Annotated in this window: 13 protein-coding genes; 8 read left to right on the top strand and 5 right to left on the bottom strand. The window is 67.7% G+C overall.

Annotated features, from left to right (window positions below; all coding sequences use genetic code 11):
• Nucleotides 1-305 precede the first annotated feature (305 nt).
• On the top strand, nucleotides 306-2,159 hold the full coding sequence (locus V7778_RS10475) for a sensor histidine kinase (protein ID WP_335554912.1): 1,854 nt from the start codon (nucleotides 306-308) through the stop codon (nucleotides 2,157-2,159).
• Nucleotides 2,160-2,454: 295 nt separating this feature from the next.
• Nucleotides 2,455-3,069: a glycine-rich domain-containing protein gene (locus tag V7778_RS10470; RefSeq protein WP_335554911.1), complete on the top strand. Its 615-nt coding sequence runs from the start codon at nucleotides 2,455-2,457 to the stop codon at nucleotides 3,067-3,069.
• A gap of 211 nt (nucleotides 3,070-3,280) precedes the next feature.
• Here the strand turns inward: V7778_RS10470 and V7778_RS10465 are convergent, their stop codons facing one another.
• Both V7778_RS10465 and V7778_RS10460 read right to left on the bottom strand, forming a co-directional pair.
• Complete coding sequence (locus tag V7778_RS10465) at nucleotides 3,281-3,502, bottom strand: hypothetical protein (protein WP_335554914.1); 222 nt, start codon at nucleotides 3,500-3,502, stop codon at nucleotides 3,281-3,283.
• A gap of 25 nt (nucleotides 3,503-3,527) precedes the next feature.
• Complete coding sequence (locus V7778_RS10460) at nucleotides 3,528-4,409, bottom strand: NAD-dependent epimerase/dehydratase family protein (RefSeq protein WP_335554909.1); 882 nt, start codon at nucleotides 4,407-4,409, stop codon at nucleotides 3,528-3,530.
• 168 nt (nucleotides 4,410-4,577) lie between these two features.
• Here V7778_RS10460 and V7778_RS10455 point away from each other — a divergent pair, with 168 nt between their 5' ends.
• From V7778_RS10455 to V7778_RS10435, 5 genes are all read left to right on the top strand, one after another.
• Complete coding sequence (locus V7778_RS10455; protein WP_335554907.1) at nucleotides 4,578-5,600, top strand: CDP-6-deoxy-delta-3,4-glucoseen reductase; 1,023 nt, start codon at nucleotides 4,578-4,580, stop codon at nucleotides 5,598-5,600.
• A 64-nt stretch (nucleotides 5,601-5,664) separates the two neighbouring features.
• Entirely contained in the window at nucleotides 5,665-6,897 is a 1,233-nt protein-coding gene (locus V7778_RS10450) for an MFS transporter (protein WP_335554905.1), read from the top strand.
• Nucleotides 6,898-6,946: 49 nt separating this feature from the next.
• Complete coding sequence (locus tag V7778_RS10445) at nucleotides 6,947-7,669, top strand: response regulator transcription factor (RefSeq protein WP_335554903.1); 723 nt, start codon at nucleotides 6,947-6,949, stop codon at nucleotides 7,667-7,669.
• Nucleotides 7,662-8,885, top strand: a complete 1,224-nt coding sequence (locus V7778_RS10440) for a sensor histidine kinase (RefSeq protein ID WP_335554902.1) — start codon at nucleotides 7,662-7,664, stop codon at nucleotides 8,883-8,885. The genes V7778_RS10445 and V7778_RS10440 overlap by 8 nt, the downstream gene beginning before the upstream one ends.
• Before the next feature lie 31 nt (nucleotides 8,886-8,916).
• Complete coding sequence (locus V7778_RS10435) at nucleotides 8,917-9,819, top strand: extracellular catalytic domain type 1 short-chain-length polyhydroxyalkanoate depolymerase (RefSeq protein ID WP_335554900.1); 903 nt, start codon at nucleotides 8,917-8,919, stop codon at nucleotides 9,817-9,819.
• A 6-nt stretch (nucleotides 9,820-9,825) separates the two neighbouring features.
• On the opposite strand, the gene V7778_RS10430 is transcribed toward V7778_RS10435, so the two are convergent.
• Both V7778_RS10430 and V7778_RS10425 read right to left on the bottom strand, forming a co-directional pair.
• On the bottom strand, nucleotides 9,826-11,379 hold the full coding sequence (locus tag V7778_RS10430) for a methyl-accepting chemotaxis protein (protein WP_335554898.1): 1,554 nt from the start codon (nucleotides 11,377-11,379) through the stop codon (nucleotides 9,826-9,828).
• Nucleotides 11,380-11,417: 38 nt separating this feature from the next.
• Nucleotides 11,418-11,708, bottom strand: a complete 291-nt coding sequence (locus V7778_RS10425) for a hypothetical protein (RefSeq protein ID WP_335554896.1) — start codon at nucleotides 11,706-11,708, stop codon at nucleotides 11,418-11,420.
• Nucleotides 11,709-11,881: 173 nt separating this feature from the next.
• On the opposite strand from V7778_RS10425, the gene V7778_RS10420 reads away from it, so the two are divergent.
• Nucleotides 11,882-12,256, top strand: coding sequence for an HPF/RaiA family ribosome-associated protein (locus V7778_RS10420; RefSeq protein ID WP_335554894.1), 375 nt, complete (start codon nucleotides 11,882-11,884; stop codon nucleotides 12,254-12,256).
• Nucleotides 12,257-12,318: 62 nt separating this feature from the next.
• On the opposite strand, the gene V7778_RS10415 is transcribed toward V7778_RS10420, so the two are convergent.
• Entirely contained in the window at nucleotides 12,319-13,116 is a 798-nt protein-coding gene (locus V7778_RS10415) for a helical backbone metal receptor (protein ID WP_335554892.1), read from the bottom strand.
• Nucleotides 13,117-13,136: the final 20 nt, after the last annotated feature.

Here is a 13,136-nt window from a genome sequence, read left to right as displayed (position 1 = left end):
AGCCACCTGCCAAAGCGTTTCGTTTCCATCGCTGCTCCACTGGTCGGTGAGAATGCGATTTGGATTCCGACAAAGCTCGACAGTTCAAATTCCACACGCAGCGGTGACAGCGCCTTTTTTTCTGCTCCGCCCAAGCACTCGCGTGCGAAACCGCTCTATACCACCGCACGGCCGTACAGAAAAGACAATAACCGTTGTATTTCTGCAAAACCTATCGGATTTGATAGGTATCAGCTCCGACGACATTGCTTAGCGTAACAATATTGACGCGCATTAAGTAACTGTTCCGTTGCGAGGCCCACCCGATGATGCCAGACCGCCACCCTGCCGGATTGTTCGCCAATCCGGCGACCGTGCTGACAGGAACACTCCTGTCGCTGGTGGTCGGCGCGGGCGCCCATTACGCCACCTCGCAAGCCATCGAGAGCGACGCCGTCGCCCGCTTCCGCACCATGGCGCGCGCCGCCCAGTACACGATCGACGCCCGTATCAAGAGTTACAGCGATGTGCTGCGCGGCACGGCCGGGCTGTTCCGCGCCACGGAATACACCAGCGCCGACGAATTCCACGAATACGTCAACCAGCTCGACATCGCCACCAACTTTCCCGGCATCGAGGTCATCAACTATGCGCGCACCGTCGACCCCGCGGGCCTGGCTGACATCGACCGCGAGCTGCGCGGGCGCATGCGAGCGCTCGGCATCCGCGGCGACGCCCCGCCCCTGGTGCCGCTGCCCGGCCGCGACAGCTACACGGTGCTGCTCTACATCGAGCCGCGCCTCAAGCCTTCCCTGGAAAAGCTCGGCATGGACCTGGAAGCGCGCGGCTACACGCGCCAGGTGCTGGCCCACGCGCGCGACGCCAACGTGCTGAGCGCCTCGGGCACGCGCATCGCCCTCCAGCCCGGGCCGAACCAGAGCAGCCAGGCGCTGCGCCTGCCGGTGTATCGCAGCGGCATGCCGACCGGCACCGTGGCGGAACGGCGCCAGGCCTACATGGGCTCGGCCGGCATCGGCTTCAGCGTGGCCCGGCTGGTGGGCGGCATCCTGGACGAATTCCCGGTCAAGGGCACGCGCCTGGTGCTGACCGACCTCACCGAAGTGCCGCCGGAGCCGGGCGAGGCGCCGCCGCGCGCCGTCCTCTACGACAGCCTGGCCACGGCCGAGCATCTCCACCCGCCCTTGCCGCCGGACGACGACAGCGTGATGTCGACCAGCCTGCCGATCGAGTTCAACCAGCGCCTGTGGCGGGCCGACTTCAGCATCGCCCGCTCCGCCCTGTACACCAGCTTCGACATGTACTACCCGTGGCTGGCCGGCTTCGCCGGCGGGATGAGCACGGCCCTGCTCTACGCCCTGTTCCAGACCATGGCCTTCTCGCGCCGCAATGCGCTGCGCATGGCCGAGGACATGACGCGCGAGCTGCGCGCCAGCCAGGCCAAGCTCCAGGCCAGCCACGAGAAACTGCGCATGCTGGCGGCGCACGCGGAGCAGATCAAGGAAGGCGAACGCAAGCGCATCGCCCGCGAGATCCACGACGACCTGGCCCAGAGCCTGCTGGCGCTCAAGATCGAGGCCGAGTTCCTGGCCAACCGCACCCGCGGCGGACACCGGCGCCTGCATGCGCGCGCCGACGCCACGGTGCGCCAGATCGACGTCACCATCCGCAGCGTGCGCCAGATCATCAACGACCTGCGCCCCAACGTGCTCGACCTCGGCCTGAGCGCGGCGGTCGACTGGCAGGTGGCGGATTTCTCGCGACGCACCGGCATCGCCTGCGAGCTGCTCGACGACGACGGCGACTACCGCATCGACGACCACTGCGCCACCGCCTTCTTTCGCATCCTGCAGGAATCGCTCAACAACGTGGCGCGCCATGCGCATGCCACCCGGGTTTGGATCGACCTGCGCCGGCACGCCGACATGCTCACCATGACCATCCGCGACAACGGCGTCGGCATGCAGCCGGGCTGCCGCAACCGCAACGGCTCCTTCGGCCTGGTCGGGATCGAGGAAAGAGTCGGCATCCTGGGCGGTTCGTTCTCCGTCAGCAGCGGCCCCGAGACCGGGACCACCATCGTGGTCACGATCCCGGTGACCGGCCCCAGCGTGCTGGACGGCGGCCTCGCCCGCGCGGACGCAGAGGCGGTTGCCGCTTAGCAGACAAATAATTCCTGCAGGAAGTTGTGGTTTAAAAAACACAGCTGTTATTGCTTGAGCAAGCTCAACAGTTCCACTGACTGCCCGCAGGAAAATGATTATCGCTGTCACCCATCAAGACGCCGTCTGGTCTTGTTTCACATCCACGCATGCAGGAGGACTATCGCCGTACCGCTTCAACCAACAACAGGGATCCGCAGTACCCACCATCAAAATACTGACAATAGAGGTGAACACGATGTCGACGAAAACTGAATTTGCAGCTTTTGAAGCACTTGACCTCACACCGATCAAGATGAAACTCATGCACGTGGAATCCGGCGAAGGCTGGTCCGAAGTGCGCGCCAACGCTGTCGAAGCGGAATACCGGCGTTTCCTGTTCCTGATGAAGAAATACCCCGACGAGCAGGCATCGCCGACGGTCGACGTCGACACCTTCTGGCACTACCACATCCTCGACACCATGAAGTACGCACGCGACTGCGCGCAGGCGTTCGGCTACTTCCTGCATCACTATCCGTACGTCGGCATCGGCGAGCGGGCCGTCGAGGGCGAACAGGTACGCGCGGGCGAACGCATGCGCGAACTGGTCGCCGCCGAATTCGGCGTGGTCTCGAGCGGCCAGGAAGCCTGGTGCGCCGCTCCCGGCAAGCCGCGGCTCGAAGCCGGCGATCCGGCCTGGTGCGCCGCGCCGGGCAAGCAGGCTGCGCAAGGCAGTGACAGCGCGTGGTGCGCCGCGCCGGGCAGGGCCCTGGCCAAGGGCAGCGATACCGCATGGTGCGCGTCGCCCGGCAAGGTCCTGGCCGACGCCGTGAAGACCGCATGGTGCGCCGCTCCGGGCAAGGCCCTGGCCACGGCGAACCAGACCGCCTGGTGCGCCTCGCCAGGCAAAGCGGTGCTCGGGGCCTGATTCGCCCATCCTCCCGCGGCCGGTACGGCGGACAGCTTCCGCCGCGCCGCCCGCGGATTTTTTTGGTCCCAAGCAGGCGCGTGCCCGCCCTCGGCCTTCGGCATCAGGGCGCGCAGTTCGCGGATGCGCTAGCCGCTGGCCTCGCGCATGCGCAGCACGATGGTGGCGCCGAGAATGAGAGGTGGAACGAAAGCCGGCGTGCGCCTGCCCGTTACTTGCGGCGGCCCGGCTTGGCGAAGGCGCTGGCCTGGTACAAGCTGCGGGCGTCGGCGTGGGCGCGGTCGAGGGTGCGCATGGCGGGCTTGTCGTCGTGGGCCACGAAGTAGCCGGCGCTCTGGGCGTCGACCACGATCTTGATCGCGGCGGCATCGTCGAGATTGTATTTTTCGGCGATCAGGGTCGTGACTTCGTCCAGGTATTCTTCGTAGGTCATCATCGTGGTTTCTCCGTCGGGGCCGTCATTGTACGGCCAGCCGCAGCGCCGTGGCCACGTCGGGATAGCGCAGGCGCACGCGCAGCTCGCGCTTCATGCGCGTGTTGTCCAGCCGGCGCGATTCGGACATGAAGGACAGCAGCACTGGCGACACCACCGTCTCCAGCTCGCTGCGCGGCAAACGCGGCGGGCGCGCCATGCCGAAGGCGTCGGCCACCGCGTCGAAATACTCGCCCATCTTCATGCGCGTATCGTCCACCGCATGATAGACCCTGCCCGGCCGGCCGTGCACCAGCGCCCCGATGGCGATTCGCGCCAGGTCGTCCGCGTGCACATGGCTGGTGTACACGTCCTCTTCCGCGCGCAAGGCCGGCGTGCCCTGCTCCAGGCGCTTGAGCGGCAGCCGGTCCTGGGCGTAAATGCCCGGCACGCGCAGGATCGCCAGCCGGGCGCCGCTGGCCATGGCCCAGGCGCGCAGCACGCGCTCGGCATCGACCCGGCGCCGGGCGCGCGCATTGCGCGGCGCCACCGGGCGCCGCTCGTCCACCAGGACGCCGCCGCAATCGCCATAGACCCCGCTGGTGCTGACGTAGACCATGCGCGTCACGCCGCCGAGCGCGGCGACCAGGCGGCGTGTGCGCAGGTCCTGAGGCCCGTCCTGCTGGGGCGGCGCCAGGTGCAGCACCCAGGGTGCCAGGCCGTGCAGGCGCGCCAGCGTATGCGGGCGGTCGAGGTCGGCCACCACCGGCACCGCCCCGGCGGCACGCAGCGCGGCGCGGCGCTCCGGCTGGCTGGTCAGGGCAAACACGCGGAAGCGCCCGCGCAGCAGCGGCAGCAGGCGCATGCCCACATCGCCGCAGCCGACGATGAGCAGGCGTGGACGGTCGAAGACAGGAGGCTGGGTCATGGCGGAGCGTCGGGACACGTGAGGACTGAGCAAGGCCCGGTACTCTAGCACAGCGTCGCGGGAGGCGTCCCCCGGCCCCGGCGGGGCCGGTGTAAAATAGCGCCCTTACCTATAAAAGCCCATCAGATCAACAGCTTGCACCAGCAGGCGCATAACCGACGACATCGCATGACCTACCAAGTTACCGTCCAGCCGAGCGGCCACCAGTTCACCTGCGAGGACGACGAAACCGTCCTCGCCGCCGCCATCCGCGCCGGCATCGGCTTGCCCTACGGCTGCAAGAACGGCGCCTGCGGCTCGTGCAAGGGCAAGGTGCTCGAGGGCGCCGTCGGCCACAAGCCGCACCAGGAGCGCGCCTTGAGCGAGCTCGAAAAGGCCCAGGGCGTGTCGCTGTTCTGCTGCGCCGTGCCGCAGGGCGACCTCGTGATCGAGGCGCGCGAGGTGGGCGGCAGCAGCGATTACCCGGTGCGCAAGATGCCGACCCGGATCGCGGGCATTCGCAAGGCCGCGCCGGACGTCGCCATCGTCACCCTGCAGCTGCCGGCCAACGAGGCGCTGGCCTACCGCGCCGGCCAGTACATCGAGTTCCTGCTCAAGGACGGCAAGCGCCGCGCCTACAGCATCGGCAACGCGCCCTCCTTCGAAGGCCCGCTCGAGCTGCACATCCGCCACCTGCCGGGCGGCCTGTTCACCGACCACGTGTTCGGCGCCATGAAGGAACGCGACATCCTGCGCTTCGAAGGCCCGCTCGGCACCTTCTTCCTGCGCGAGGAATCCAGCAAGCCGATCGTGCTGCTGGCTTCCGGCACCGGCTTCGCGCCGGTCAAGGCGCTGGTCGAGCACCTGATGCACCTGAAGTCCGAGCGTCCCGTGCGCTTGTACTGGGGCGGCCGCCGTCCACAGGACCTGTACATGGACGAGCTGTGCCGCGCCTGGGAAACCACGCTGCCGGACTTCCGCTACGTGCCGGTGGTGTCGGACGCCTTGCCCGAGGATGACTGGCAGGGCCGCACCGGCTTCGTGCACGCGGCCGTGATGCAGGACATTCCGGACCTGTCGGGCTGGCAGGTGTACGCCTGCGGCGCGCCCATCATGGTCGATTCGGCGCGCAGCGATTATTCGGAGAAGTGCGGGCTGCCGGCGGAGGAGTTCTACGCCGACGCGTTTACGTCGGAAGCGGATTTGGCGTAGGGCCGGCGCGCAGTGGTGGTTTCGTGCAGAATGGCAGGTTCGTCCCGCCATCTCCGCACGCTCCATGTCCCTCGCCGTCCTGCGCAACCGCAACCTCTCTTTCTACCTGTCCGCGCGCTTCCTCGGCACCCTCGCGGTCCAGATGCAAAGCGTCGCGATCGGCTGGCAGGTCTACCAGATCACCGGCAGCCTGTTCGACCTCGGTCTCATCGGCCTGGCGCAGTTCGCGCCTTTCCTGGTCCTGATCCTGTGGGCCGGCCACGTGGCCGACCGTTATAACCGCCGCCTCATCGTGGTGGCCTGCATGGCCGCCCAGCTCCTGTGCAGCCTGATGCTGGTGGCCTTCACGGCCAGCGGCAGCAAGGTGGTGTGGCCGGTGTTCGCGATCCTGGTATTGTTCGGCAGCGCGCGCGCCTTCATGATGCCGGCCTCGCAGGCGGTGCTGAAGAACCTGGTGCCTGACCGCGACTTCAGCCAGGCCGTGGCGCTCGGCTCCTCGACCTTCCACGTGGCCGTGATCGCCGGCCCGATCATCGGCGGCCTGCTCTACGTGTTCGGCCCGCAGACGGTGCACATGACGTCGAGCTGCCTGCTGGCGCTGGCGGTGCTGCTGATGTCGGCGACGCGCAGCGTGCAGCAGACCGTGAACAAGGCGCCGGTCAGCTGGCATACCCTGCTCGAAGGCCTGCGCTTCGTGCGTTCGCGCCCGATCGTGCTGGGCGCGATCTCGCTCGACCTGTTCGCGGTGCTGTTCGGCGGCGCCACCGCCCTGCTCCCCGCCTACGCCCACGACGTGCTGCAGGTTGGCCCGACCGGCCTGGGCCTGCTGCGCACCGCGCCCGGCGCCGGCGCGGCCCTGTGCTCGATCGCCCTGGCCTTCTTCCCCATCACACGGCGCGTCGGCGCCTGGATGTTCGGCGGCGTCGCCGTGTTCGGCCTGTGCACCCTGGCGCTGGGCTGGACCGGCAGCTTCCCGGTCGCCCTCGGCGCCCTGTTCCTGCTGGGCGCGGGCGACATGGTCAGTGTCTACATCCGCCACCTGCTGGTGCAGTACGAGACGCCGGACGAGATCCGCGGCCGCGTCAGCGCCGTGAACGCGGTGTTCATCGGCGCTTCCAACGAGCTGGGCGAGTTCGAATCGGGCGTGACGGCCGGCTGGCTGGGCCTGGTGCGCGCGATCCTGCTGGGCGGCGCGGCCACCCTCGCCGTCACGGGCCTGTGGGCGCTGCTGTTCCCGGTACTCTCGAAAATGGACCGCTTTCCCCACCACAAGGCCGGACAAAAGACCAGGGCCTAGCGCCGCGGCCGCGTTACAATCGGGCTCCCTTGTCACGGCTGCCCGATCGATGAACCAAACCTCGCTGAGCGTACTGCTGGTCGAAGACCACCCGACGATTGCGCGCCAGGTGGCGGGCTTCCTCGACGGCCTGCGCTGGCAGTGCGACCATGCGGACAACGGCCGCCTCGCCATCGAGCTGGCCACCCGCAACGCCTACGACGTGGTGCTGCTCGACCTCAACCTGCCCGACATCGACGGCCTGGAAGTCTGCCGGGCGATCAAGGCGCAGGCCCCCAGCAACCTGCCGGTGCTGATGCTGACCGCGCGCGACGCCTTCGAGGACAAGGCGCGCGGCTTCCGCGACGGCGCCGACGACTATCTCACCAAGCCCTTCGACCTGCGCGAGCTCGCCCTGCGCTGCGAGGCGCTGGCGCGGCGCGGCCAGCTGCACCTGCGCCAGGAGCTGCGGCTCGGTCCCCTGACCCTGCTGCCCCGCGAAAAACGGGCCCTGTACGGAGACACACCGCTGGCGCTGACCCAGACCGGGTTCAAGATCCTGCTCCAGCTGTGCAGGGAACACCCGCAAGCGGTGGCGCGCTCGAGCCTGGTGCGGACGCTGTGGGGCGACGATCCGCCCGACAGCGACGCGCTCAAGTCGCACATCTACAGCTTGCGCAAGCAGCTCGAGCAAGCCGCCGGACGCAATCTGCTGGCCACCGTCCTGCACCTGGGCTACCGGCTGGACCTGGACCCGACCGTCGGCCTTGACGCGGTACGCCAGGGTGGCTAGGACGATCCGGCGGGGCCTGTTTTCCGCGCTGGCCGGCTTCACGGTCCTGATCTGCCTGTGCTACACCGGCCTGGCGGTCGTCATCGCCTACGTCACCGAAGACATGCTGGTCGGGCGCCTGCTGGAACGCGAGGCGCGCGCCGTGACGCGCCACGTCGCACTGCACGGCAGCCTACCCGCTGCGCGCAACGAGCTGATCGCCATCTACACCAGCCATGCCGCCCTGCCCGCCGTGGTGCGGCAAGCGGCGGGGCCGTCGGCGCGGCGCGCCGAGGTGTTCGCCGGCGCCGGCCGGCACTATCACCTGCTGGCGCTGGATCTAGGGTCGAGGCGCATCTACCTGCTGGCCGACGTCGCGCCCCTGCTGGTGGTCTCGAAGGTGATCCAGGACGTGGGCGGCGTCCTGATCTTCGTGGCGCTGGGCCTGGTCGGCCTGGCCCTGCTGCTGGCCTGGTTGCTGGCGCGGCGCCTCGTGTTGCCGCTGCAGACCCTGGCCGCCGAAGCGCGCGCCCTGCGGCCGGGCGCCGCGATCGCCTTCAGCGCGCGCGGCCGTCCTGACGAAATCGGCTACCTGGCCGAACGCCTGGAATCGAGCTTCAGCGCCCTGCAGGCCGCCCTCCGGCGCGAGCACGATTTCACGCGCGACGTCGGCCACGAGCTGCGCACGCCGCTCACCATCATGAACAACATCCTGGCCATGGCGCCCGTCCCCGGCGGCGCGGAAACCGCGCAGCTTCGCGCGAGCCTGGCCGAGATGAGGAACACGGTCGATGTCCTGTTCGCCCTGGCCCGCGCCGAGCAGGTCGGCAGCGAAACCTTCGACCTGAGCGCGTGCATCGAGCAATGCCTGCTGCGGGTGCTCGAGCAAGGCGGCCGGGACGCCAGCCGCTGGCGCATCGACCTGCCGGCCCGGCTCGACGTCAGCGGTAACCCTCACCTGGCCGCACTGCTCGTCAACAACTGCGTGGGGAACTCCCTCTTCCACGGCGGCCCGGAGGCGCGGCTCGACATCTCCTGGACAGAAGGCCGCCTGGTGATCGCCAACAGCGTGAGGCCGGGAGACCCGAGGCGCGTGCAGGGCTTCTCGCATGGACAGGACCTGCTCGCGCGCATCGCCCGGGCCCTGCGCTGGGAGCTCGCCTTCCATCCAGGCCCGTCCAGCTATCGCGTGGAAATCCGTCCGGATTTCACCGCGATTTCACCAAGGCCTGGCTAAGCTGGACGCTCCATTCACCCGGAGCACGTCCATGAAATTCATGATCACCTTACTCGCCCTGTCCTGCGCCTGCATGGGCGCCGCCAACACCGCGTTCGCCCAGGTCGGCAAACTCGTCCACAAGGAAGAAAAGCGCAAGTACATCGTCTACACCCCCGCGTCCTATGACAGCGAGCCGCAGCGCGCCTTCCCGGTCGTCTTCAACTTCCACGGCGGCGGCATGAGCATGGCCGAGCAGATGCTGTACAGCCAGATGAACCGGACCGCGGACCGCCATCGCTTCATCGTGGTCTACCCGCAGGGCGTCAAGTCGGACTGGAACGTGGGCTTCGACATGCCCTACCTGGGGGGAACCGACGACGTCGGCTTCACCGCGGCGCTGCTGGCGAAGCTGAAGCAGGCCTACCGCATCGATGCGGCGCGCGTGTACGCCACCGGCCTGTCGCGCGGCGGCTTCTTCGCGCTGCGCCTGGCGGCCGATTTGCCGGACGTGTTCGCGGCCGTGGCCTCGGTGGGCGGACCGACGCCGGAACCGCTGGTCCAGCATGAGGAAGCATCGAAGAAAACGGGCAAGGTCGGCGTGATGCTGATCCATGGCACCGCCGACCAGGTGGTGGCCTATGGCGGCAAGGCGACCGGCACCGGCTACCTGTCCGCCGAGGACAGCCAGCGCTACTGGGCGACACGCAACGGCCTGGCCGCCCTGCCCGCGCAATCGCGCGTGATCGATGCCGACAAGCGCGACGGCACCGAGGTGCGCTACCTCGAACAGGGCGAGGCCGGCCACAAGGTGGCGCTGGTGACGGTCAAGGACGGCGGCCATACCTGGCCCGGCGCCGATCCGTTCAATATCGGCCTGCCGATCGGGAAGACCACGCGCGACGTCGATGCCAATGAGCTGGTGTGGCAGTTCTTCAGCCAGCACCGCAAATGAGACTTGTCAGGCCAGGGACAGGGCCGCGGGGGCGGTGCGGAACTTGCCGACCTGACCCGACAGGTGCTGCGACTGCTCATGCAGCGCGTGCGCCGCGGCCGCGGCTTCCTGTACCAGCGCGGCATTCTGCTGGGTCAACCCATCCACATGGCCAAGCGCCTGGTTGATCTCGTGCACGCGGCCCGCCTGGTCGTGGCTGGCGTCCGCGATCTGCTGCATGGTGCCCGCCAGCCGGTTCACGTTGGCGACGATCTGCGCCATGGTCTGGCCGGCCTGGCCCACCAGCTGCGAGCCCTGGCCGATGGCGGTCACCGATTCGCCGATCAGGGCCTTGATTTCCTGGGCGGCGACGGCGGAACGCTGGGCCAGCGAGCGCACTTCGCCCGCCACCACCGCGAATCCCCGTCCCTGCTCGCCCGCGCGCGCCGCTTCGACCGCCGCGTTGAGCGCCAGGATGTTGGTCTGGAAAGCGATGCCGTCGATGACTGCGATGATGTCGACGATGCGCGCCGAGGCGGCGTCGATGGTGTTCATCTTGTCGACCACCTTGTCCATCAGTTCGCCGCCGCTGGCCGCGACGGAGGAAGCGCTTGCCGCCGCCTGGCGCGCGGCCTGGGCCGAGTCGGCATTACTGCGCACGGTGCCAGTCAGGGTCGCCATCGAGGCGACGGTCTGTTCCAGCGAGGACGCCTGCGAGGCCGTGCGTTCCGACAGGTGGCGGTTGCCGCCCGCGATCTCGTCGGTGACCGCCGAGATCGACGAGGCGCCCTGGCGCACCTCCTGCACGATCGAGGCCAGGCCCACCCGCATGCCGTGCAGGGTGCGCATCATCGAACCCAGTTCATCCTTCGCGCGCGAGTTCAGCTGCACGGTCAGATCGCCGCGCTCGACCGCCTCGGCGAAGGCGCAGGCACGGGCAATCGGACGGGTGACGCTGATGGTGACGATCACGGCCAGGGTGGCGGCCGTGAGCAGGGCCAGCGCCGAGATGGCAACCAGGATCCAGCGCGACTGGGCCGCCACCGTGGCGATGTTGTCGCCGGCCTGGTTCATGTCGGTCTCGATCGCCTTGATGGCCAAGTCGAGGTCCGCCACGATCTGGCGGCGCAAGGGGCTGCACTCGTTGATCAGGAAGGCCGAGAAGGCCTCCATCCGGCCGCTTTCGCGGAACTGGCGCGGGCGCGCCAGCTCCTTGGCCATCTGGCGCAGCCCCTTGCTGGCCTTGTCGAACTCCGGCCTGCCGCCCAGCACCGGCTCCAGCGCGTCGAGCCGCCCCAGGTAGGCCTGGCGCTGCTGGTCGAGCATGGCCAGCTCGCCCCGGGCCTGGGCTTCGTCCTGCACGATGAAGCTGTTGCGGGCCGTAATGCCGGTCTGCGCCAGCGATTCGCGGATCTCGTAGAGCGGTGCAAGCTGATCTTGCCGGATCGCGGTGGCGGCGTCGACGGCGCCGGCGGTAGTGCCTAGCCGGCTGAGTGCGAGAGCCGAGATGACGAGCATGAGCGCGGTCACGATCCCGAAGCAAAGCGCGAGACGGGTGCCGATTTTCAGATTGGATAACACGGTGGTCTTTCGGAGAGAGGGAGCTGCGCCGGAGCGCCTTAATGTCCGGCCCGGCCGATCTCGACCCAGCCGCGGTCGAGGTAGTCGGCGGCCAGGAGATCCTGGATAACGATCGCGTAGGCGACCGAGACGAGCGGCAAGGTGAAACTCAGCAGGGAAGCGCAGCACAGGAAGACGGGGACCAGGAGGATGAGGCCGCCCATCAGGGCATGCGCCCAGAGCCCCTTGTACCCCAGGTAGGCAACGCTCGCGAGCAGGACGCATGGCACGCAACGGGCGTCGACGATTGCCTCGCGTCCGGTGCCGGGATGCCTGAATACGTTTGCCATGTTAGCGCTCAAGTGAAAGCGCTTATTGTATGAATCAAAAACTTGCGAAGACTCACGAATTGTTGCAGTCGAGAAAATACAACGTCCCTGCGGCGCATGGCTTGCGCGGAGCGGGCGCGGCGAATTCACAGGCGCGTGTAAGATGTAATCAACGTGACAACAGGAGCAAACTCATGCAAATCAATGTCAATACCGACAACACCATCGACAAGCACCAAGGCCTGGACGAGCACGTGGAAAACGTCGTGAACTCCTCCATTGGACGTTTCAGCGATCAGGTCACCCGTGTCGACGTGCACCTGAGTAATGAAGTCAAGGAAAAGAAAGCCGACGGCGGCCAGTCCTGCATGATGGAAGCGCGTGTCGCCGGCTATGCGCCCGTGGTCGTGCACGAGCACGCGGCCGATTTGCACCAGGCGGTGCAAAATGCGGGCGGCAAGCTGGCGCGTGCGCTCGACAGCGCCCTCGGCCGCCTGCAAGACAAGAACAAGCACACCTCCCCGGTCGTCGACGATCCACTGTCCGACAAGCACCTGACGGATTCCTGATCCCTCTCCCAGCGCACGCCTCCCCGGCGTGCGCTAGGCGTTCCCGCCCTCCAGCATCGTCCTCAGTTCGCGTAGCTCAGTTCACGTAAATAACGCAGGCCCGCCAGGGCGCGGCTGCCGTACCACGACATCATCTCGCCATCGACCAGCAATACCGGAATGCCGATCTGCTTTTCGAGCGCATCCGCATGCGCCTCCGTAAAGCGGTAGGGCTCGGTCGACAGCAGCACCGCGTCGAGCTGGCCGACCAGCTGTTCCGACCAGTCGAAGCAGGGATAGCGTGCACCGCCCAGGTCCGGGATCCGCCAGCCGAGCTCGGCCAGCATCGCGGCGATATACGTGTCCTTCGAAATACTCATCCAGGGGTCTTGCCAGATGCAGTACAGCACCGTGCGCGGCGGGCCCGGCGGCCGCGCGCGCAGCAGCGCCAGCTCGCGTTCGAAGTCCGCGCACCAGGCTTCGGCCCGGTCCGCCACGCCGAAGACGCCGCCCACCAGGCGCGCCAGCGCCAGGTTGTCGTGCGGGACCAGGGGGTGGGTGACCACGATGTGCGGCACGAACTCGGCCAGCCGGTCCACAGTGGGTTTTTCATTTTCGTCAATATTGACGATCACATGGGTCGGCGCCAGCTTGCGGATCTTCTCGATATTCACATCCTTGGTACCGCCCACTTTGGGGATCGCGGCCACCGTGTCGCGCGGGTGGATGCAAAAACCCGTGCGGCCGACCAGCTGGGGCGCCAGGCCCAGGTCGCACAGCAGCTCGGTGATCGAAGGCACCAGGGAAACGATGCGCGCCCCGGGCGCGGGCGGGTGCTGGACGCCCAGGGCGTCGCTCGGGTAGGGAATCAACGTTGTCATAAGCGCTATTGGACCACTGT

The organism is Massilia sp. DD77 (assembly GCF_036961685.1).
Classification (GTDB): domain Bacteria; phylum Pseudomonadota; class Gammaproteobacteria; order Burkholderiales; family Burkholderiaceae_D; genus Telluria.
Note: the sequence above shows the minus strand (reverse complement) of the source record. Positions and strands in the feature narration are given on the sequence as shown.